This window comes from Marinobacter sp. S0848L (assembly GCF_023016065.1).
In the GTDB taxonomy this organism is placed as follows: domain Bacteria; phylum Pseudomonadota; class Gammaproteobacteria; order Pseudomonadales; family Oleiphilaceae; genus Marinobacter.
Map to the genome: position 1 here is coordinate 1 of NZ_JALKAQ010000016.1, position 19,166 is coordinate 19,166.

A 19,166-nucleotide genomic window follows, 5' to 3' on the forward strand; every position below is an offset into this window, starting at 1 on the left:
AACGTTCAGATGGTTGTTACTCTGATCGCTCCGATCGCCATGGAAGATGGTCTGCGCTTCGCGATTCGTGAAGGCGGCCGTACCGTTGGCGCCGGTGTTGTTGCCAAGATCATCGAGTAATACGCTCGGTTGATCAGGAAAAAGGGGCTGAAAATTATCAGCCCCTTTTTCTGTTTAGGTCGCAAAGCTACTCCCAACCGTGTCAATTGCTTCGGCAGTTGACACGGTTGGGTATTATGCATACAATGCGGCTCCTTTTTTTGAAGGTCGGCTAACTAGTAGCTGCTACGAGTGGAGTTTGGTGCATCATGCAAAGCCAAAAAATTCGAATCCGGTTGAAGGCGTTTGATTATCGCCTTATCGACCAGTCCACGCAGGAGATCGTCGATACCGCTAAGCGGACCGGCGCTCAAGTACGTGGTCCTATTCCTCTGCCGACGCGGAAGGAAAAGTACACGATACTGGTATCCCCGCACGTCAACAAAGACGCGCGTGATCAGTATGAAATTCGTACGCACAAGCGTTTGCTCGACATTGTTGAGCCTACGGAAAAGACAGTGGATGCTCTGATGAAGTTGGACCTGGCAGCAGGTGTAGACGTTCAGATCAGCCTCGGCTAATACCTTCCGGTATTAGTGTGTGTAACTGTCATAGGCCATAGAGGGTGCGAGCCCCGTACACTTAAGAGGTGAAACATGGCAATTGGTGTTGTCGGTCGTAAGGCCGGTATGACCCGTATTTTTACGGAAGATGGGCAGGCGCTGCCTGTTACAGTAATCGAGGTTGAGCCCAACCGGATTACTCAACTTAAAACTCTCGAAAACGACGGCTACCGCGCAGTTCAGGTAACCGTAGGTTCTCGTCGTTCCTCCCGTGTTACTAAAGCGGAAGCAGGTCACTACGCTAAAGCCGGTGTTGAAGCTGGTCGTGGTTCCTGGGAATTCCGTTTGGCAGATGGTGAAGGTGAAGAGCTGGCCGCTGGCGGCGAGCTGACAGTCTCTGTATTCGAAGACGGTCAAGTGGTTGATGCCACTGGTCGCTCCAAGGGTAAGGGCTTCCAGGGCGGTGTTAAGCGCTGGAACTTCTCCATGCAGGATGCTACCCACGGTAACTCCCTTTCTCACCGGGCTCCGGGTTCCATTGGTCAGAACCAGACTCCGGGTAAGGTATTCAAGGGTAAAAAGATGGCCGGTCAGATGGGTAATGCGCAGGTTACCGTGCAAAACCTCAAGATTGTCCGTGTCGATGCCGAGCGCAACCTGCTGCTAGTAAGTGGTGCCGTACCCGGCGCAACTGGCGGCGATGTTGTCATCAAGCCTGCAGTCAAAGCCTGAGGAGCGGTTCGATGGAATTGACAATTACTGGTAGCGGCAAGGGAATCTCTGTTTCCGATGCTGCGTTTGCCAAAGATTTTAACGAGGCTCTGGTTCACCAGGTGGTTACTGCGTACATGGCAGCTGGCCGTCAGGGCACCAAAGCTCAGAAGACACGTTCTGAAGTCAGAGGTGGTGGTAAGAAGCCTTGGCGTCAAAAGGGTACTGGCCGTGCGCGTGCCGGCACCATTCGAAGCCCGATCTGGCGTTCAGGTGGCGTAACATTTGCTGCCAAGCCTCGCGACTTTGAACAGAAAGTTAACCGTAAGATGTACCGTGCGGCCATGTGCTCGATCCTTTCCGAGCTGGTTCGTCAGGAACGTCTGGTAGTGGTTGACGAGATCAGCGTCGATACTCCTAAAACCAAGGTGTTCACAGCGAAGCTCGCAGAGCTGGGTGTTTCCAATGCCCTGATTCTGTCCGAGACCGTTGAGCAGAACCTGCACCTTGCTTCTCGCAATATCCCTCACGTGGACGTTCGCGACGTTGCAGGTCTGGACCCTGTTAGCCTGGTTGCCTACGAGAAAGTCGTGGTCACTGTTCCCGCTCTGAAGAAGATCGAGGAGATGCTGGGATGAATCAGGAACGTATTTACAAGGTCCTGCTTGGACCACTCGTGTCGGAGAAAGCTTCTCGCGTAGCGGAACACGGTCAGGTAGTTTTTCGTGTTGCCCCTGATGCGACCAAGCCCGAGATCAAAAAAGCCGTTGAGCAACTGTTCAACGTCACCGTAGAAGGTGTTCAGGTTCTGAACCGTAAGGGTAAGCTTAAGCGCACTATCCGCGGGTTCGGCAAGCGTAATGACATTCGTAAGGCTTACGTTAAGCTGGCAGAAGGTCAGGACATCGATTTTCTGGATGTGGAATAAGGTAAAGGGGTCGTAATATGCCGATCGTCAAGACCAAACCAACATCTGCCGGACGCCGTCACGTTGTAAAGCTTTACAACCCGGATTTGCACAAAGGGCGCCCATACCAGTCGTTGGTAGAAGCACAGAGTAGGACTGGTGGCCGTAATAACAATGGCCGTATTACCAGTCGTCACATTGGTGGTGGTCACAAGCAGCACTACCGTGTAATCGATTTTAAGCGGACTAAAGATGGTATCCCGGCGGTCATTGAGCGCCTGGAATACGATCCTAACCGTTCAGCGCACATTGCGTTGGTCAAGTATGCCGATGGCGAGCGTCGTTACATTGTTGCGCCCAAAGGCATGAAGGCTGGCGATCCTGTGCGCTCCGGCGTCGACGCGCCGATTAAGGTGGGTTCCACTTTGCCGCTCCGGAATATCCCGGTTGGTTCAGTGATTCACTGCGTCGAACTCAAGCCTGGCAAAGGTGCTCAGCTGGCTCGCTCTGCGGGCGCATCCGTACAGCTGGTTGCAAGGGAAGGGGCTTACGCCACTATCCGCCTGCGTTCAGGTGAAATGCGTAAGGTGCTTGTAGATTGTCGCGCTACGTTGGGTGAAGTATCCAACAGTGAGCACAGTCTGAAGCAGCTTGGTAAAGCGGGTGCATCACGTTGGCGCGGTAAACGTCCAACAGTACGTGGTGTTGCTATGAACCCAGTTGACCACCCGCATGGTGGTGGTGAAGGGCGTACCTCTGGTGGACGTCACCCGGTTACTCCGTGGGGTGTTCCGACCAAAGGGCATAAGACTCGTAAGAACAAACGTACTGATAAGATGATAGTACGTCGTCGTTCGGCCAAGTAAACGACTACATAGAGGTAATTGCTGTGCCACGTTCTTTAAAGAAAGGTCCTTTTATAGACCTGCATCTGTTGAAGAAGGTCGAGGCAGCTCTGGAAAAAAGCGACAAGCGTCCAATTAAAACCTGGTCCCGCCGGTCGACAATTTTCCCAGAGATGGTAGGCCTGACCATTGCAGTCCACAACGGCAAGCAGCACGTGCCGGTTTATGTCACTGAAGATATGGTAGGACATAAGCTGGGTGAGTTCGCGGCAACGCGTACTTATCGTGGTCATGCGGCCGACAAGAAAGCTAAACGCTGATCCTGAGGTAATAGAAATGGAAGTAGCAGCCAAGTATAAGGGCGCTCGCCTCTCAGCTCAGAAAGCGCGTCTTGTCGCTGACCAAGTACGCGGCAAGGCTGTTGAGGACGCCCTGAACATTTTGACTTTCAGCCCGAAGAAGGCGGCTGGCGTGATCAAGAAAGCTCTTGAGTCTGCCATCGCTAACGCTGAGCACAACGAAGGTCTAGACGTTGATGATCTGCGGGTCTCCACTGTTATGGTGGATGAAGGCCCAACGCTCAAGCGAATCAAAGCTCGAGCCAAGGGGCGCGCTGACCGTATTATGAAGCGCACCTGTCATATCACCGTCAAGGTCGCCGACAAGTAGGAGATGCTCAGATGGGTCATAAAGTAAATCCGACCGGCATACGCCTGGGTGTGATTAAAGAACACAACTCAGTTTGGTACGCCGACAAAAAGGACTACGCGAAAAACCTGTTGAATGACATTCAGGTTCGCGAGTTCCTCGACAAGCGTCTGGTTAAGGCGTCTGTCAGCAAGATCGTGATCGAGCGCCCTGCTCAGAACGCCCGGATCACGATCCATACCGCCCGTCCCGGTATTGTTATCGGTAAGAAGGGTGAAGATGTTGACCGTCTGCGTCGTGAAGTTAGCGACATGATGGGTGTGCCCGTGCACATCAACATCGAAGAAGTCCGCAAGCCGGACCTGGATGCCCGCCTGGTAGCGCAAAACGTTGCCGGTCAGCTTGAGCGTCGTGTGATGTTCCGTCGCGCTATGAAGCGTGCGGTACAGAACGCAATGCGTCAGGGTGCCAAGGGTATCAAGATTCAGGTTGGTGGTCGTCTTGGGGGTGCTGAAATCGCACGTTCCGAGTGGTATCGCGAAGGTCGTGTTCCTCTGCACACACTGCGTGCAGATATTGATTACGCAACCTATGAAGCGCACACCACTTACGGCGTTATCGGCGTGAAGGTATGGATCTTCAAAGGTGAGATTCTTGGTGGTATGGAACAGGTCCGTGCTGACAAGAAAGCCTCTGGGAAGAAAGGTTCTAAGTAAAGGGGCACTCATATGCTGCAACCAAAACGCACCAAATTTCGCAAGGTAATGAAAGGCCGTAACACCGGTCTTGCTCAGCGAGCTACTAAGGTGAGCTTCGGTGAATACGGATTGAAAGCGACAACCCGTGGACGTATAACTGCGCGTCAGATTGAGGCAGCGCGTCGTACCATGACTCGTAAGATCAAGAGGGGCGGTAAGATCTGGATTCGGGTATTCCCGGATAAGCCGATCACCGGTAAACCACTTGAAGTTCGAATGGGTAAAGGTAAGGGTTCTGTCGAGTATTGGGTGGCTGAAATTCAGCCAGGCCGCATGCTCTACGAAATGGAAGGTGTATCCGAGGATTTGGCTCGGGAAGCCTTCACATTGGCAGCGGCCAAACTGCCTGTACAGACCACCTTTGTAACGAGGACGGTGATGTGATGAAAGCAACAGAGCTGCGTGAAAAGTCCGTTGAGGAGCTGAACAGCGAGCTGATCAACCTCCTGAAGGAGCAGTTCAACCTGCGTATGCGTAAAGCAACAGGTCAGCTGAATCAGTCTCATCTCCTCGGCAACGTGAAACGCGACATTGCGCGCGTTAAAACGGTAATGAATGAAAAGGCAGGACAGTGACATGACCGAAGCTACCCAAACTGCCAGAACTCTGAGCGGGAAGGTCGTGAGCAACAAGATGGACAAGTCCATCGTGGTCCTGGTTGAGCGTCAGGTGAAGCACCCTCTGTACGGTAAGTACATGAAGCGTTCAACCAAGATCCATGCGCACGATGAAAGCAATCAGTGCAACATCGGCGACACCGTAACCATCGAGGAAACCCGTCCGGTCTCCAAGACTAAGAGCTGGGCTCTGGTTGAGGTCACCGAACGCGCTTCCAAGGTGTAATTCGCCCGGAGAACAACCATGATTCAGACTCAAACAATGCTTGAAGTCGCGGATAACAGCGGTGCACGTCAAGTTATGTGTATCAAGGTCCTGGGCGGATCTCACCGGCGTTATGCCAGCGTTGGGGATATCATCAAGGTAACCGTTAAGGAAGCCATCCCACGCGGCAAGGTGAAGAAAGGCCAGGTCCTTAAGGCTGTTGTAGTACGTACCCGTAAGGGTGTGCGTCGTCCAGACGGTTCTTTGATCCGTTTTGACGGTAACGCGGCGGTACTTCTGAACACTCAGGATGCGCCCATTGGTACCCGTATCTTCGGACCGGTTACTCGTGAGCTGCGGAACGAAAAGTTCATGAAGATTATCTCACTGGCACCCGAAGTACTTTAAAGGACCAGAGGCCGGTTATGAAAAAGATTAAACGAGATGACGAAGTAATCGTCACCGCGGGGAAAGACAAAGAGAAACGTGGTAAAGTTCTGAAGGTTCAGGACGATGGTCGCGTGATTGTTTCTGGTATCAACATGATCAAGAAGCACACAAAGCCTAACCCGATGCTCGGCACCCCAGGTGGTATCGTCGAAAAAGAAGCGCCTATCCAGGCTTCCAACGTGGCTATTTTTAATCCGCAGACCGGCAAAGCCGATCGTGTTGGCTTCCAGATCAAGGAAGACGGCACTAAAGTGCGGATCTTCAAGTCCACGAAAGAACCTGTCGATAACCAGTAAGCGGTGGTGGTTACGATGCTTAACATGAAAGAGCAGTATTCAAAGGAAGTGGTACCCGCCCTGCAGAAAGAGTTCGGCTACAAGAACGTTATGCAGGTTCCGCGTATCGAAAAAATCACCCTGAACATGGGTGTCGGTGAAGCTGTTGGTGACAAGAAGCTGATCGAAAATGCCGTCGCAGATCTTGAGCGTCTGGCGGGTCAGAAAGTTGTTGTGACCAAGGCGAGAAAATCCGTAGCGGGCTTTAAAATCCGTGAAGGTTGGCCGATTGGTTGTAAAGTGACCCTGCGCGGTGAGCGCATGTGGGATTTCTTTGATCGCCTGGTTCACATTGCGGTACCCCGCATTCGTGATTTCCGTGGCCTCAACCCGAAATCCTTCGACGGTCGCGGTAACTACAGCATGGGTGTGCGTGAGCAGATCATCTTTCCTGAGATCGAGTACGACAAAGTCGACAAGGTCCGCGGGTTGGATATCACCATCACTACCTCTGCCGGTACCGACGACGAAGGTCGCGAACTGTTGAAAGCCTTCGGCTTTCCGTTCAAGAAATAAGGAACGAGACTATGGCTAAGGTTTCAATGAAAAACCGTGAGCTGAAGCGTGAGCAGACTGTGGCTAAGTACGCAGCCAAGCGCGCTGAACTCAAGGCGATTATCAAAAACCCTAATACCAGCGACGAAGATCGTTGGGACGCGCAGATGAAGCTGCAGCAGCAGCCTCGCAATGCGAGCCCTTCACGTCTTCGGAATCGTTGCCAGGTGACTGGTCGTCCTCACGGCGTTCTGCGCAAGTTCGAACTTTCACGGATTAAGCTCCGTGAATACGGCATGCGCGGTGACGTTCCAGGGCTGACTAAGGCAAGCTGGTAAGACAGGCATCCTGACTTCGGTCAGGAGCCCGTTGGTAAGCGGTGCGGCGCGCCGCTGCACAACTAAAAAGATCAGGAGACTCATTGTAATGAGTATGCAAGATACGCTTGCGGATATGTTCACGCGTATTCGTAACGCTCAGATGGCGCAGAAGGCCGATGTGGTCATGCCATCTTCCAAGATGAAAATCTCCGTGGCCCAGGTCCTTAAGGATGAAGGTTACGTAGGAGAATTTTCCGTTTCAGCTGATGCGAAGCCCCAGCTAACGATCAATCTGAAATATTTCGGTGGCAAGCCGGTTATTGAAGAGATCAAGCGGGTTAGCCGTCCGAGTCTGCGCCAGTATAAGGGCGCTGGGGAGCTGCCGAAGGTATCCGGCGGTCTGGGAGTCGCGATTGTCTCAACGTCCAAAGGCGTTATGACAGACCGCGCCGCACGAGCTGCTGGCGTGGGTGGCGAAGTCATCTGCACCGTATTCTAGGAGAATCACATGTCCAGGGTTGCCAATAATCCTGTCGTGCTGCCTTCCGGTGTTGAGGTTAAGCTGAACGGACAGGAAATCAACGTAAAGGGCTCCAAAGGAGCGCTTGAATTTAACATTCACCAAGCGGTTGAAGTAACGCAGGAAGACGGTCGTCTTCGTTTCGCGGCCCGCGATGGTGCTAAAAAGTCCCGCGCTCTTGCTGGTACTACTCGGGCGCTGGTTAACAATATGGTTAACGGCGTGTCTACAGGCTGGGAGCGCAAGCTTCAGCTGACAGGCGTAGGTTACCGTGCTCAGGCGCAAGGCAAGAAGCTCAATCTGACGCTGGGTTTTTCTCACCCGGTAGAGTATGAGCTGCCCGAGGGTGTTACCGCTGAAACTCCGTCTAACACGGAAATTGTAATTCGCGGTATCGACAAGCAACAGGTTGGCCAGGTCGCTGCAGACATTCGTGCGTTCCGTCCGCCCGAGCCTTATAAGGGTAAGGGTGTTCGTTATGCGGATGAGCAGGTCAGACGCAAAGAAGCCAAGAAGAAATAAGGCGGGACTATGAGCGCGAATAACGAAAGACTGCGTCGCGCACGTAAAGTGCGCATGAAGATTCGTGAGCTGGGTACTGACCGTCTGTGCGTTCACCGCACGCCGCGTCACATGTACGCCCAGGTTACTACAGCAGATGGCAGCAAAGTGCTGGCAACTGCCTCCACGTTGGATAAGGAATTGCGCCAGGGTGCAACCGGTAACGTGGACGCCGCTAAAAAAGTGGGTCAGCTGATCGCTGAACGTGCTAAAGCGGCAGGCATTGAGAAGGTCGCATTTGACCGCTCAGGTTACCGTTATCACGGTCGCATTCAGGCTTTGGCCGACGGTGCTCGTGAAGCTGGCTTGCAATTCTAAGAGGTGGAGAAGATGAGCGTTAACGAACAGAAGGCGCCTGAGCTCCAGGAAAGGCTGGTTCAGGTCAATCGAGTCGCTAAGGTTGTAAAAGGCGGCCGTATCTTCGCCTTCACCGCACTGACCGTAGTGGGTGATGGTAAAGGACGCGTTGGTTTTGGTCGTGGTAAAGCCCGGGAAGTTCCGGTTGCGATCCAGAAGGCTATGGAAGCTGCGCGTAAGAACATGGTAGACGTCGCCCTAGACGGCAACACTCTGCAGTACCCGGTTCGTGCCCAGCACGGTGGGTCTAAAGTGTTCATGATGCCGGCCTCTGAAGGTACCGGTGTTATTGCTGGTGGTGCGATGCGTGCAGTGCTTGAAGTTGCGGGCGTTCAGAACGTTCTCTCCAAGTGCTACGGCTCTACCAACCCGGTGAACGTTGTACGTTCAACCATTAAGGGTCTGCAGGCAATGAACGCGCCTGAAGATGTTGCAGCCAAGCGCGGTAAATCCGTCGAAGAAATCCTGGGTTGAAGTCATGGCGAACGCAAAAACGATCAAAGTAACTCTGACCCGCAGCCCGATCGGCTGCCAGCCTAAGCACAAGCTTTGTGTAAAAGGCTTGGGTCTTCGTAAAATCGGTCACACTGTTGAAGTTGAAGATACTCCTTCGATTCGCGGTATGATCAACCGGGTTAATTACCTGGTGCAGGTTGAGGAGAACTAAGATGCGTCTGAACGAACTTGCTCCGGAACCTGGTTCACGTCCTACCGCTAAGCGTGTAGGTCGTGGTATCGGTAGCGGACTCGGTAAAACGGGCGGTCGTGGTCACAAAGGTCTGAAATCCCGTTCCGGTGGCTCTGTTGCCCCTGGTTTCGAGGGTGGTCAGCAGCCTTTGGCCCGTCGTCTGCCAAAATTCGGTTTCACCTCTCGTCAGCAGCGTTACGTTGCTGAAATTCGCCTGAACGAGTTGGCGAAGGTTGAGGGTGACGTGGTCGATCTGGCTGCTCTGAAGAAAGCTGACATTATTCGCGAAGAAATTCGTGTTGCTAAAGTCATGCTGTCTGGTGAGCTGGACCGTGCGGTAACCGTTAAAGGGCTACGTGTCACTAAGGGCGCACGCGAGGCAATTGTTGCCGCGGGTGGGAAAGTCGAAGACTAAGACGAGTCGAGGACTAAATGGCCAAGACAGCATCATTGCCTGCGGGCGCTGGAAAAGGATTTGCAGAGCTGCGTTCGCGGCTCTGGTTTGTCTTTCTGGCGTTGTTGGTGTACCGCATCGGTGCTCATATTCCGGTGCCGGGCATCAACCCAGACCGTTTGGCGGCATTGTTTGATCAGAACCAGGGCACAATCCTGAGTCTGTTTAACATGTTCTCCGGTGGTGCGCTTGAGCGCATGAGTATTTTCGCACTCGGTATCATGCCGTATATTTCTGCCTCGATTATTATGCAGCTCATGACGGCGGTCAGTCCGCAGCTTGAGCAGCTCAAGAAAGAGGGTGAAGCTGGTCGTCGCAAGATTAGCCAGTACACGCGGTATGGTACGGTTATCCTGGCCCTGGTTCAGGGCTTCGGTATTTCGGTGGGGCTTGCCTCTCAAGGTGTTACGTTCAACGATAGCTTCAGCTTCCATTTTGTGGCGGTTGTCTCTTTCGTTTGTGGTGCCGTCTTCATGATGTGGCTGGGTGAGCAGATCACCGAGCGTGGTATCGGAAACGGTATCTCCCTGCTCATTTTTGCAGGTATCGTCGCGGGCTTGCCGGGGGCTATTGGTCAGACCCTGGAGCAGGCGCGTAACGGAGAGATGAGTCTGCTGGTTGTGCTCGGTATTGGCGTGCTCGCCGTTGCTGTAGTCGGATTTGTGGTGTTTATGGAGCGCGGTCAACGCCGCCTTACCATTAACTATGCAAAGCGACAACAGGGGCGTCAGGTATTTGCTCAGCAATCCAGTCATTTGCCTCTAAAGGTGAACATGGCTGGTGTTATCCCGCCGATCTTTGCTTCATCGATTCTGCTGTTCCCGGCATCACTGGGTCAGTGGTTCGGGCAAGGTGAAGGCATGGAATGGTTGAGCGATATCTCACAGGCATTGGCTCCGAGCCAACCTTTGTATATTATTCTGTTCGCAGCAGCAGTCGTTTTCTTCTGCTTCTTCTACACAGCGCTGATGTACAACCCTAAAGAAGTTGCGGATAACCTCAAGCGTTCCGGCGCGTTCATTCCGGGGATTCGTCCGGGAGAGCAGACAGCTAAGTACATCGACGGTGTTCTTACTCGTCTTACGTTGTTCGGGGCTATGTATATTGCGGCGGTGTCCCTGTTCCCTCAGTTCCTGATGGTGGCAGGTAACGTACCCTTCTATCTTGGTGGTACCTCACTGCTGATTGTTGTAGTCGTGGTGATGGATTTCATGGCGCAGGTTCAGTCGCACCTGATGTCTCATCAGTATGAATCGCTGATGAAGAAATCCAATCTCAAGGGCTATGGACGGAACGGCTGATAGCCGTTCCCCTTGAAAACTGGAGTCGACAATGAAAGTACGCGCTTCGGTAAAGAAAATTTGCCGTAACTGCAAAGTAATTCGACGCAATGGCTCAGTGCGAGTCATCTGCTCGGAGCCTCGCCACAAGCAGCGCCAGGGCTAATCCTTCGGGATCAGAACTGACATTGTAAAAGGGGTTCGGAATAAGGCGCTTGACTCAAGCCTGAGTCAAGCGTTATTATTTCGCGCCCTTTTTGTGGCGGAAAATTCACACAGCAAAGCTTTGAACGCGGAGTAATTTGGATGGCACGTATAGCCGGTGTCAATATACCCGATCACAAACATGCTGTTATCTCACTGACATACATCTTTGGTGTCGGCAAGACAACAGCCCAGAAGCTTTGCGATGCAACCGGCGTTAAGCCGGACGTCAAGGTCAAAGACCTTAGCGACGAGCAGCTTGAAGCACTTCGTACCGAAGTGGGCAAGTTTACCGTCGAAGGCGATTTGCGTCGTGAAGTACAGATGAACATTAAGCGTTTGAAGGATCTCGGTTGCTTCCGTGGTCTGCGCCATCGTCACGGACTTCCAGTTCGCGGCCAGCGCACCAAGACCAACGCCCGCACCCGTAAAGGTCCACGCAAACCTATTCGTAAGTAACAGGTAGGCAAACATGGCAAAGCCAGGTACACGTACCCGTAAAAAGGTGAAAAAGACGGTTGTTGATGGCGTCGCGCACATTCACGCGTCCTTCAACAACACCATCGTGACCATTTCGGACCGCCAGGGCAATGTATTGTCTTGGGCCACCTCAGGTGGTTCCGGTTTCCGCGGCTCACGTAAGAGCACACCTTTTGCTGCGCAGGTAGCAGCTGAAAGAGCCGGTAATGCGGCTGCTGAATACGGCCTTAAAAACCTGGACGTAGAGGTTAAGGGTCCTGGGCCCGGACGTGAATCTGCAGTTCGTGCTCTGAATGGGTGCGGCTACAAGATCACTAACATCACTGATGTGACGCCGATTCCCCATAACGGTTGTCGTCCGCCCAAAAAGCGCCGCGTCTAACACAGGAGACAGTGAAATATGGCTCGTTATATAGGCCCGAAGTGCAAGCTGTCTCGTCGTGAAGGGACAGATCTTTTTCTGAAGAGCGGTGTTCGCGCGCTCGATTCCAAGTGCAACATCGAGACTCCGCCGGGTATGCACGGCGCGCGTCGCGGTCGTCTGTCCGAGTACGGCTTGCAGCTTCGCGAGAAGCAAAAGGTTCGTCGTATCTACGGTGTGCTTGAGAAGCAGTTCCGTGGGTACTACAAAGAGGCAGCCCGTCGGAAGGGTGCAACCGGTGAAAACCTGCTGCAACTTCTGGAAGGCCGTCTGGATAACGTTGTATATCGCATGGGCTTTGGTTCTACCCGTGCTGAGTCCCGTCAGCTCGTTTCTCACAAAGCGATCCTGGTTAACGATAAGCCGGTAAACATTCCGTCTTATCAAGTTAAAGCAGGTGATGTTGTGAGTCTGCGCGAGAAGGCCAAGAACCAGTTGCGCGTTAAAGGCGCTCTGGAACTGGCTAGCAGCCGCGCGCCGGTGAGCTGGGTAGAGGTTGACGCCAACAAGATGTCCGGCGTTTACAAGTCAGTACCTGAGCGTACTGAACTGCCTGCCGACATCAACGAGAACCTCATCGTCGAGCTTTACTCTAAGTAAAGCCCAGTTAGCAACGATAGCAGATAGGGGCGTCTATGCAGCGTTCAGTACATGAGTTATTGACACCTCGTACGATCGACGTGAAAGAGTCCGGCGCTTTGCGTGCCAAGGTTACACTGGAGCCGCTCGAGCGCGGCTTCGGTCATACCCTGGGCAGTGCGCTTCGTCGTATTCTTCTGTCTTCGATGCCAGGCTGCGCCGTGACTGAAGCACAGATCGACGGTGTCCTGCACGAGTACAGTGCCATCGAGGGTGTCCAGGAGGACGTCATTGAGATTCTTTTGAACCTCAAGGGCGTTGCCGTAAAGATGAACGGACGTGATGACACTGAGCTGACACTCAGCAAAAAAGGTCCGGGCGTTGTAACTGCTGGCGATATCACGTTGGATCACGACGTTGAAATTGCTAACCCGGAACACGTTATCTGTCACCTGAGCGAGAACGGCGAACTGAACATGCGCTTGCGCGTGTCTCGTGGTCGCGGTTACGAGCCGGCTGATCAGCGTGGACTGGACGAGGACGAAACTCGTGCCATTGGGCGTTTGCAGCTTGATGCTACGTTCAGCCCGGTTCGCCGAGTGTCTTATGCGGTTGAAAGTGCACGGGTTGAGCAGCGTACAGATCTCGACAAGCTTGTTATTGATCTGGAGACTAACGGTACGATCGATCCGGAAGAAGCGATTCGCCGGGCCGCGACTATCCTCCAGCAGCAATTGGCTGTATTCGTCGATTTCGATCATGAGAAAGAGCCAGAGCGTGTAGAAGAAGAGGAAGAAATTGATCCGATTCTGTTGCGTCCGGTTGATGATCTTGAGTTGACTGTACGTTCGGCTAACTGCTTGAAGGCAGAAAACATTTACTATATCGGCGATCTAATTCAGCGCACAGAAGTGGAGCTGCTGAAGACGCCTAACCTTGGCAAAAAGTCGCTGACCGAGATCAAGGACGTTCTAGCGTCCCGTGGTCTGTCACTGGGAATGCGTCTTGATAACTGGCCGCCGGCAAGCCTTCGTGGTGATGACCGGGTTCTGGGCGGTTAATCGCCGATTAGTTTAAGGTAAGGAATCAGAGCAATGCGTCATCGTAAGAGTGGTCGTAAGTTCAACAGGACCAGTGCGCATCGCAAGGCCATGTTCCGTAACATGACTGCGTCACTGGTTGAGCACGAGCTGATCAAAACGACGCTCCCGAAAGCGAAAGAATTGCGTCGGGTAGCAGAGCCATTGATCACGCTCGCAAAGAATGATTCGGTTGCAAACCGTCGTCTGGCGTTTTCACGCCTGCGTAGCGATGCAGCGGTAGCTAAGCTTTTCAACGAGCTGGGCCCCCGTTACAACGAGCGACCGGGTGGATATCTTCGAGTTTTGAAGTGCGGCTTCCGTGCTGGCGACAATGCCCCTATGGCATTTGTCGAACTGGTCGGCCGTCCTCTGGACATCGAAGCTGAAGAGATGGGCGACGACGAGTAAAATCGTTTAGGCTATTTCTTGAAAAGGCCGGGATCCGAAAGGTTCCCGGTTTTTTTGTGTCTGGAATATGGAGTTCAGGCAGCGTTCAAGCATATCGGGCTGGCCCGGGGCGCTAGATCTATTTTCTTTGGAAAAATAACTCGCTTCGCTCAGACATCTTTTTCCGGCAGAAAATAGATCTAGCACCCCAGGCCGACTCGGCTCCGTGCTGGTTTCCTTATTTTTCCAGCATCGGCTTTAGGTATTTTCCGGTGTGGGATTTTGCGTTATCCGCTACGTCTTTCGGTGTACCTTCTGCAATAATTTGTCCACCTCCAGAGCCACCTTCCGGGCCCAGATCGACAATCCAGTCCGCGGTTTTGATCACGTCCAGGTTGTGTTCGATCACCACGATGGTGTTGCCATGGTCACGTAGCCGCTGGAGGACGTTCAGTAACTGTTGGATGTCGTAGAAGTGTAGGCCAGTTGTTGGCTCGTCCAGGATGTATAGAGTCTTGCCGGTGTCTCGTTTGGAGAGCTCTTTAGCGAGCTTCACACGCTGTGCCTCACCACCAGACAATGTGACCGCACTTTGTCCCAGGCGGATGTAGGACAGGCCTACGTCGATGAGTGTCTGTAGTTTCCGGGCCAAGAAGGGTACAGCGTCGAAGAATTCGCGGCCTTCCTCCACCGTCATGTCGAGCACTTCGTGGATGTTTTTGCCTTTGTAGCGGACTTCCAGGGTTTCCCGGTTGTAGCGTTTGCCTTTACAGATGTCGCAGGGAACGTACACGTCGGGCAGGAAGTGCATTTCTACTTTTATGACGCCATCGCCTTGGCAGGCTTCGCAGCGTCCGCCTTTGACGTTAAACGAGAAGCGGCCGACTTTGTAGCCCCTCGACCGGGCTTCCTGGGTTCCCGCGAACAATTCTCTGATCGGTGTAAACAGCCCGGTGTAGGTGGCCGGGTTCGAGCGGGGTGTTCTGCCGATGGGGCTCTGGTCGATGTCGATGACTTTGTCCAGGTGCTCCAGCCCTTTCAGATGCTTGTAGGGGGCATGGCTCAAACTGGTGGCTTTGTTGAGCTTCGCGGCTGCGACAGGGTACAGCGTGCTGTTGATCAGGGTGGACTTGCCAGAACCCGAAACGCCGGTTATGCAGGTCATGATGCCTAGCGGAAGTGTCAGTGTGACGTCCTGCAGGTTGTTTCCTGTCGCGCCCGTCAGTACGAGATTTTTTCCGTTGCCTTTGTTCCTTTCGGGCGGTATTGCGATGCTTTTTTCGCCACTCAGGTATTGGCCGGTTAAGGAATCTTTGTTGCTTATGATGTCGCCCGGGGTGCCTCTGGCGACCACTTGACCGCCATGTACACCTGCACCGGGGCCGATGTCGATAACGTAATCGGCGGCGCGGATCGCATCTTCGTCGTGTTCAACGACAATGACGGTGTTGCCCAAATCCCGCAGGTGGGTAAGGGTGGCTAGTAGCCGATCGTTATCCCGCTGGTGCAGGCCTATGGAAGGCTCGTCGAGGATGTACATGACACCGACCAAACCTGCACCGATCTGGCTGGCCAAACGAATTCGTTGTGCTTCACCGCCGGACAGCGTGTCGGCGCTTCGTTCCAGCGTCAGGTATTCGAGGCCGACGTTAACTAAAAACTGGAGCCGTTCCCGAACTTCTTTCAGGATCTTGTCAGCGATTTCACCTTTCCGCCCGGGTAGGGTCAACTCCCCAAAATAATGGTGCGCTTCGCCTACCGGCATGCGAGTCACGTCAGGTAGGTTTTGCTCTTTGATAAAGACGTGCCGGGCGCTCTGTCTCAATCGCGAGCCGTGGCAGTCTTTACACGGCTGGGTGCTGAGGTTTCGGGCCAACTCTTCGCGCATGCTTTGCGATTCCGTTTCCCGGTATCGGCGCTCGAGATTGGGCAGAATGCCTTCGAACGGGTGCGCCTTTTCGATGATCTGTCCGCGCGAGTTGACGTACCGGAACGTCACGTCTTCCGCTCCGGTGCCGTGCAACAGGGCTTTCTGGAAGTCTTCGGGCAGTTCGTCCCATGGGGTTTCCAGGTCCATGCCGTAGTGCTCGGCAACGCTGGTGAGCATCTGAAAATAATAGACGGCGCGGCGATCCCATCCTTTTATGGCGCCTGACGCCAGAGTTGCTTCAGGGTGCTGAATGATTTTCTCGGGGTCGAAAAACTGGCGGACGCCAAGTCCGTCGCAGGTGGGGCATGCCCCCGCGGGGTTGTTGAAGGAAAAAAGCCGCGGTTCAAGCTCGCTGAGGGAGTAACCGCACTGGTTACAGGCGTAGCGGGCGGAAAACGTATGTTCTTCGCCTCCGCCAGACATAGGGGCGACGAGTGCGATGCCATCGGATAGATCGAGGGCGGTTTCGAAGCTCTCCGCGAGCCGCTGCTCCAATCCTGGTTTTACTTTGAAGCGATCAACCACCACGTCGATCTGGTGTTTGCGCTTTTTGTCGAGCGCGGGTACGTCATCGATATCATAGACGGTGCCGTCTACGCGAAGCCGAATAAATCCTTGGCTGCGCATGGTGTCGATCACTTGCAGGTGCTCGCCTTTACGATCCCGGATCACGGGCGCGAGAATCATCAGTTTGCTGTCTTCGGGGAGTGCTAACACCTGATCGACCATTTGGCTGACAGTTTGCGCTTCCAATGGCTGGTGATGATCCGGGCAGCGTGGCTCACCTGCACGGGCAAACAACAATCGCAAATAATCGTAGATTTCGGTAATGGTCCCCACGGTTGAGCGCGGGTTGTGCGAAGTGGATTTCTGTTCAATGGAAATCGCTGGTGACAGGCCTTCGATATGGTCCACGTCGGGTTTTTCCATCATAGACAGAAACTGCCGCGCATAGGTCGACAAGGATTCTACGTAGCGACGCTGACCTTCAGCGTAGAGCGTGTCGAAAGCCAGGGACGACTTACCGGAGCCTGATAACCCGGTAATCACGATGAGTTTGTCCCGTGGCATATCCAGGTCGATGTTTTTCAGATTGTGGGTGCGCGCGCCCTTGATCTGGATATGGTCCATAACACCTCGCTTCCGATAAAAAACGAACAGTATATCGTTTTCAGAAGGGCGCGGCTAAGTTGCCGACTCTACGTAGGATCCACCCCAATGTGAGTAGTCCCGTCGAAGCCTGGGTTCTGGTACAATGCGCGCCTCGCGGCCCAGGGTCGCTACCCTATTCATTCACTCCGGCACGGGTTATATGGACGCGCTAGAAAAACGCTCAGTCGCAGCTTTGGCTTCAGTCTACGCCATGCGTATGCTGGGGCTGTTTATGGTTATGCCGGTGTTTGTGCTGCTGGGCAGTGATTTGCAAGGAGCGACACCGGCACTGATAGGCTTTGCGATCGGAGCATACGGTTTAAGCCAGGCGCTTTTGCAAATTCCATTCGGCTTGATGTCGGATCGGGTCGGCCGAAAACGAATGATTTATGTCGGCCTGATTTTGTTTGCAGCGGGCAGTGTCCTTGCCGGCGCTGCAGACTCAATTTACGGGGTGATCGCAGGGCGAATACTGCAAGGTGCGGGGGCCATCGCCAGCGTGTTGATGGCGATGCTCAGTGACTTGACTCGAGAAGAGCAGCGCACCAAGGCGATGGCGACGGTTGGTATCTCCATTGGCTTGTCTTTTTCCGTTTCACTGGTTGTGGGGCCTTTGCTTGGCGCGGCTTGGGGCTTGTCCGGCATTTTCTACACGACCGCTGTGCTGGCCTTACTGGCGTTAATTGTGGTGGCAAAGGTTGTTCCTACGCCGCATCAGCATACCGTGAGTGCCGAAACCCATCCCGCCCGCGAGATGGTAGGGAAGGTCCTGGCGGATGGCCGGTTGTTGCGGCTGGATTTCGGTATTTTTGCCCTGCATTTTGCGTTGACCGCGCTGTTTCTGGTGTTCCCGACCATTCTTAAGGAACAGCTCGGTTTGGCCGCCAGTTCACATTGGTGGTTTTATCTGACGGTGATGGTGACTTCTTTTTTTGCCATGGTGCCGTTTATCATCATTGGTGAGAAAAAGCGTAAAATGAAACCCGTGCTCTGTGGCGCAATTGCGTTGTTGGCTGTAGCAACGGCTGCAATGACTGGCGTGACGGATAGCCTGGTCTTCGCGTGGGTGGTTTTGTTCTTCTTTTTCATGGCGTTCAATTTGCTGGAAGCCAGTTTGCCGTCATTGATCAGCAAGGAAGCACCTGCGGCGAGCAAGGGCACGGCGATGGGTGTGTATTCCACGTCTCAGTTTTTGGGGGCGTTTCTGGGAGGAGCGTTAGGCGGCTATTTGTTGCAGCAAACCGGCTTGAATGGAGTGTTGTGGTTGATGGCGGGCGCATTAACCATTTGGTGGCTGGTCGCTCTGACCATGCCGGCGCCAAGCTACACCTCTAGTTTGGTGGTTCAGTTGAGCAATACGCTCTCAATACCTTTTGACGATATCGATCGACGTTTGCGAGGCCTGTCTGGCGTGGCGGATGTGGTTATTGTTGAAGAAGCCTCGACGGCTTATTTGAAGGTGGATCGTCAGCACTTTAACGAAGATCAACTTGCGCACCTGGAATTTGTGCGGCAGGGTGACAATACTTAAACATTGGATGCCTGCAGGGAACGCAGGTGTTCGGTCAAAATACACCAGGAGCAGAACATGGCACGAGGCATAAACAAGGTAATTCTGATCGGCAACCTGGGCCAGGACCCGGATACCCGATACACCCCGAACGGCAACGCGGTGGTTAACCTGAACCTGGCGACCGACGAAAGTTACAAGGATCGCCAGACGGGGCAGATGGTCCCAAGAACCGAGTGGCACCGGGTTGTCATCTTCGGAAAGGTGGCCGAAGTGGCCGGGCAATACCTGCGTAAAGGGTCAAAGGTCTATATCGAAGGCCGCCTGCAAACCCGTAAGTGGCAGGGTCAGGATGGGCAGGATCGTTACACCACAGAGATTGTTGTGGATATTAACGGCCAGATGCAGATGCTGGATAGCCGCGGAAGTGAAGGTGGCATGAATCAAGGCGCTCCGCAAGGTCGCCCGCAGCAGCAACCCCAAGCGTCTCAGCAGCAGTACAATGCACCGCAGCAGCCGCAACAACAGGGTGGTTACAATAACCCTGCGCCACAGCAGCAGTCGGGTAGCATGCCTGAGCCTATTGATGACTTTGACGACGACATCCCCTTCTAAGACGGAATCGCGTATAAAAAACCCGAGCAGCTGCTCGGGTTTTTTATAGCCAT

At 53.6% G+C, this 19,166-nt stretch carries 31 protein-coding genes and 1 pseudogene; 31 read left to right on the forward strand and 1 reads right to left on the reverse strand.

Annotated features, from left to right (window positions below):
* The 29 genes and pseudogenes from MWU64_RS14610 to rplQ form a co-directional block, all read left to right on the forward strand.
* A pseudogene (locus MWU64_RS14610) lies at window positions 1-120 on the forward strand (elongation factor Tu); the annotation flags it as partial.
* A 188-nt stretch (window positions 121-308) separates the two neighbouring features.
* On the forward strand, window positions 309-620 hold the full coding sequence (rpsJ, locus tag MWU64_RS14615; RefSeq protein ID WP_041341420.1) for a 30S ribosomal protein S10: 312 nt from the start codon (window positions 309-311) through the stop codon (window positions 618-620).
* A gap of 75 nt (window positions 621-695) precedes the next feature.
* Entirely contained in the window at window positions 696-1,334 is a 639-nt protein-coding gene (gene rplC, locus MWU64_RS14620) for a 50S ribosomal protein L3 (RefSeq protein WP_114335787.1), read from the forward strand.
* 11 nt (window positions 1,335-1,345) lie between these two features.
* Complete coding sequence (rplD, locus tag MWU64_RS14625) at window positions 1,346-1,951, forward strand: 50S ribosomal protein L4 (RefSeq protein ID WP_247065156.1); 606 nt, start codon at window positions 1,346-1,348, stop codon at window positions 1,949-1,951.
* Window positions 1,948-2,241, forward strand: coding sequence for a 50S ribosomal protein L23 (gene rplW, locus MWU64_RS14630; protein ID WP_114335789.1), 294 nt, complete (start codon window positions 1,948-1,950; stop codon window positions 2,239-2,241). The genes rplD and rplW overlap by 4 nt, the downstream gene beginning before the upstream one ends.
* 17 nt (window positions 2,242-2,258) lie before the next feature.
* On the forward strand, window positions 2,259-3,086 hold the full coding sequence (gene rplB, locus MWU64_RS14635; RefSeq protein ID WP_247065158.1) for a 50S ribosomal protein L2: 828 nt from the start codon (window positions 2,259-2,261) through the stop codon (window positions 3,084-3,086).
* A gap of 23 nt (window positions 3,087-3,109) precedes the next feature.
* Window positions 3,110-3,385, forward strand: coding sequence for a 30S ribosomal protein S19 (gene rpsS, locus MWU64_RS14640; RefSeq protein WP_114335791.1), 276 nt, complete (start codon window positions 3,110-3,112; stop codon window positions 3,383-3,385).
* A gap of 16 nt (window positions 3,386-3,401) precedes the next feature.
* Window positions 3,402-3,734: a 50S ribosomal protein L22 gene (rplV, locus tag MWU64_RS14645; protein ID WP_044387658.1), complete on the forward strand. Its 333-nt coding sequence runs from the start codon at window positions 3,402-3,404 to the stop codon at window positions 3,732-3,734.
* An 11-nt stretch (window positions 3,735-3,745) separates the two neighbouring features.
* A complete protein-coding gene (gene rpsC, locus MWU64_RS14650; RefSeq protein ID WP_011784249.1) occupies window positions 3,746-4,429 on the forward strand; it encodes a 30S ribosomal protein S3 in 684 nt (227 codons plus the stop codon).
* A 12-nt stretch (window positions 4,430-4,441) separates the two neighbouring features.
* Window positions 4,442-4,855, forward strand: coding sequence for a 50S ribosomal protein L16 (rplP, locus tag MWU64_RS14655; protein WP_199007994.1), 414 nt, complete (start codon window positions 4,442-4,444; stop codon window positions 4,853-4,855).
* On the forward strand, window positions 4,855-5,046 hold the full coding sequence (gene rpmC, locus MWU64_RS14660) for a 50S ribosomal protein L29 (RefSeq protein WP_114335793.1): 192 nt from the start codon (window positions 4,855-4,857) through the stop codon (window positions 5,044-5,046). The genes rplP and rpmC overlap by 1 nt, the downstream gene beginning before the upstream one ends.
* A 1-nt stretch (window position 5,047) precedes the next feature.
* On the forward strand, window positions 5,048-5,314 hold the full coding sequence (rpsQ, locus tag MWU64_RS14665) for a 30S ribosomal protein S17 (protein WP_114335794.1): 267 nt from the start codon (window positions 5,048-5,050) through the stop codon (window positions 5,312-5,314).
* Window positions 5,315-5,332: 18 nt separating this feature from the next.
* The gene (rplN, locus tag MWU64_RS14670; protein WP_114335795.1) at window positions 5,333-5,701 is read left to right on the forward strand and encodes a 50S ribosomal protein L14; all 369 of its coding nucleotides are present in this window, start codon (window positions 5,333-5,335) and stop codon (window positions 5,699-5,701) included.
* A 17-nt stretch (window positions 5,702-5,718) separates the two neighbouring features.
* A complete protein-coding gene (rplX, locus tag MWU64_RS14675; protein WP_114335796.1) occupies window positions 5,719-6,039 on the forward strand; it encodes a 50S ribosomal protein L24 in 321 nt (106 codons plus the stop codon).
* A gap of 15 nt (window positions 6,040-6,054) precedes the next feature.
* Window positions 6,055-6,594 (forward strand): 50S ribosomal protein L5, encoded by a 540-nt coding sequence (gene rplE, locus MWU64_RS14680; protein ID WP_133006544.1) that lies wholly within the window; start codon window positions 6,055-6,057, stop codon window positions 6,592-6,594.
* A gap of 11 nt (window positions 6,595-6,605) precedes the next feature.
* Window positions 6,606-6,911: a 30S ribosomal protein S14 gene (gene rpsN / locus MWU64_RS14685; protein WP_199007993.1), complete on the forward strand. Its 306-nt coding sequence runs from the start codon at window positions 6,606-6,608 to the stop codon at window positions 6,909-6,911.
* An 88-nt stretch (window positions 6,912-6,999) separates the two neighbouring features.
* The gene (gene rpsH, locus MWU64_RS14690; protein WP_114335799.1) at window positions 7,000-7,392 is read left to right on the forward strand and encodes a 30S ribosomal protein S8; all 393 of its coding nucleotides are present in this window, start codon (window positions 7,000-7,002) and stop codon (window positions 7,390-7,392) included.
* A gap of 9 nt (window positions 7,393-7,401) precedes the next feature.
* A complete protein-coding gene (gene rplF, locus MWU64_RS14695; RefSeq protein ID WP_247065161.1) occupies window positions 7,402-7,935 on the forward strand; it encodes a 50S ribosomal protein L6 in 534 nt (177 codons plus the stop codon).
* A 9-nt stretch (window positions 7,936-7,944) separates the two neighbouring features.
* Window positions 7,945-8,292: a 50S ribosomal protein L18 gene (gene rplR, locus MWU64_RS14700; RefSeq protein ID WP_114335801.1), complete on the forward strand. Its 348-nt coding sequence runs from the start codon at window positions 7,945-7,947 to the stop codon at window positions 8,290-8,292.
* A gap of 12 nt (window positions 8,293-8,304) precedes the next feature.
* Entirely contained in the window at window positions 8,305-8,805 is a 501-nt protein-coding gene (gene rpsE / locus MWU64_RS14705) for a 30S ribosomal protein S5 (RefSeq protein WP_114335802.1), read from the forward strand.
* A gap of 4 nt (window positions 8,806-8,809) precedes the next feature.
* On the forward strand, window positions 8,810-8,998 hold the full coding sequence (gene rpmD / locus MWU64_RS14710) for a 50S ribosomal protein L30 (RefSeq protein WP_007153997.1): 189 nt from the start codon (window positions 8,810-8,812) through the stop codon (window positions 8,996-8,998).
* Window position 8,999: 1 nt separating this feature from the next.
* Window positions 9,000-9,434, forward strand: coding sequence for a 50S ribosomal protein L15 (rplO, locus tag MWU64_RS14715; RefSeq protein ID WP_114335803.1), 435 nt, complete (start codon window positions 9,000-9,002; stop codon window positions 9,432-9,434).
* 17 nt (window positions 9,435-9,451) lie between these two features.
* Entirely contained in the window at window positions 9,452-10,774 is a 1,323-nt protein-coding gene (gene secY / locus MWU64_RS14720) for a preprotein translocase subunit SecY (protein ID WP_199007990.1), read from the forward strand.
* Window positions 10,775-10,805: 31 nt separating this feature from the next.
* Window positions 10,806-10,919, forward strand: a complete 114-nt coding sequence (rpmJ, locus tag MWU64_RS14725) for a 50S ribosomal protein L36 (RefSeq protein WP_008174902.1) — start codon at window positions 10,806-10,808, stop codon at window positions 10,917-10,919.
* 140 nt (window positions 10,920-11,059) lie between these two features.
* Entirely contained in the window at window positions 11,060-11,416 is a 357-nt protein-coding gene (rpsM, locus tag MWU64_RS14730) for a 30S ribosomal protein S13 (protein WP_029655315.1), read from the forward strand.
* A 13-nt stretch (window positions 11,417-11,429) separates the two neighbouring features.
* Window positions 11,430-11,819 (forward strand): 30S ribosomal protein S11, encoded by a 390-nt coding sequence (gene rpsK / locus MWU64_RS14735; RefSeq protein WP_004580767.1) that lies wholly within the window; start codon window positions 11,430-11,432, stop codon window positions 11,817-11,819.
* Between the two features lie 18 nt (window positions 11,820-11,837).
* The gene (rpsD, locus tag MWU64_RS14740; RefSeq protein ID WP_199007989.1) at window positions 11,838-12,458 is read left to right on the forward strand and encodes a 30S ribosomal protein S4; all 621 of its coding nucleotides are present in this window, start codon (window positions 11,838-11,840) and stop codon (window positions 12,456-12,458) included.
* 35 nt (window positions 12,459-12,493) lie between these two features.
* Window positions 12,494-13,498 carry a DNA-directed RNA polymerase subunit alpha gene (rpoA, locus tag MWU64_RS14745; protein WP_133006537.1) on the forward strand — a complete coding sequence of 335 codons (1,005 nt, stop codon included), beginning with the start codon at window positions 12,494-12,496 and terminating at the stop codon, window positions 13,496-13,498.
* Between the two features lie 33 nt (window positions 13,499-13,531).
* Window positions 13,532-13,927, forward strand: coding sequence for a 50S ribosomal protein L17 (gene rplQ / locus MWU64_RS14750; protein WP_247065163.1), 396 nt, complete (start codon window positions 13,532-13,534; stop codon window positions 13,925-13,927).
* Between the two features lie 217 nt (window positions 13,928-14,144).
* Here the strand turns inward: rplQ and uvrA are convergent, their stop codons facing one another.
* The gene (gene uvrA / locus MWU64_RS14755; RefSeq protein ID WP_247065165.1) at window positions 14,145-16,967 is read right to left on the reverse strand and encodes an excinuclease ABC subunit UvrA; all 2,823 of its coding nucleotides are present in this window, start codon (window positions 16,965-16,967) and stop codon (window positions 14,145-14,147) included.
* A 181-nt stretch (window positions 16,968-17,148) separates the two neighbouring features.
* Here uvrA and MWU64_RS14760 point away from each other — a divergent pair, with 181 nt between their 5' ends.
* Window positions 17,149-18,519 carry an MFS transporter gene (locus MWU64_RS14760; protein WP_247065167.1) on the forward strand — a complete coding sequence of 457 codons (1,371 nt, stop codon included), beginning with the start codon at window positions 17,149-17,151 and terminating at the stop codon, window positions 18,517-18,519.
* A 57-nt stretch (window positions 18,520-18,576) separates the two neighbouring features.
* Window positions 18,577-19,113 (forward strand): single-stranded DNA-binding protein, encoded by a 537-nt coding sequence (gene ssb, locus MWU64_RS14765; RefSeq protein WP_247065169.1) that lies wholly within the window; start codon window positions 18,577-18,579, stop codon window positions 19,111-19,113.
* The last annotated feature ends 53 nt before the right edge of the window (window positions 19,114-19,166 follow it).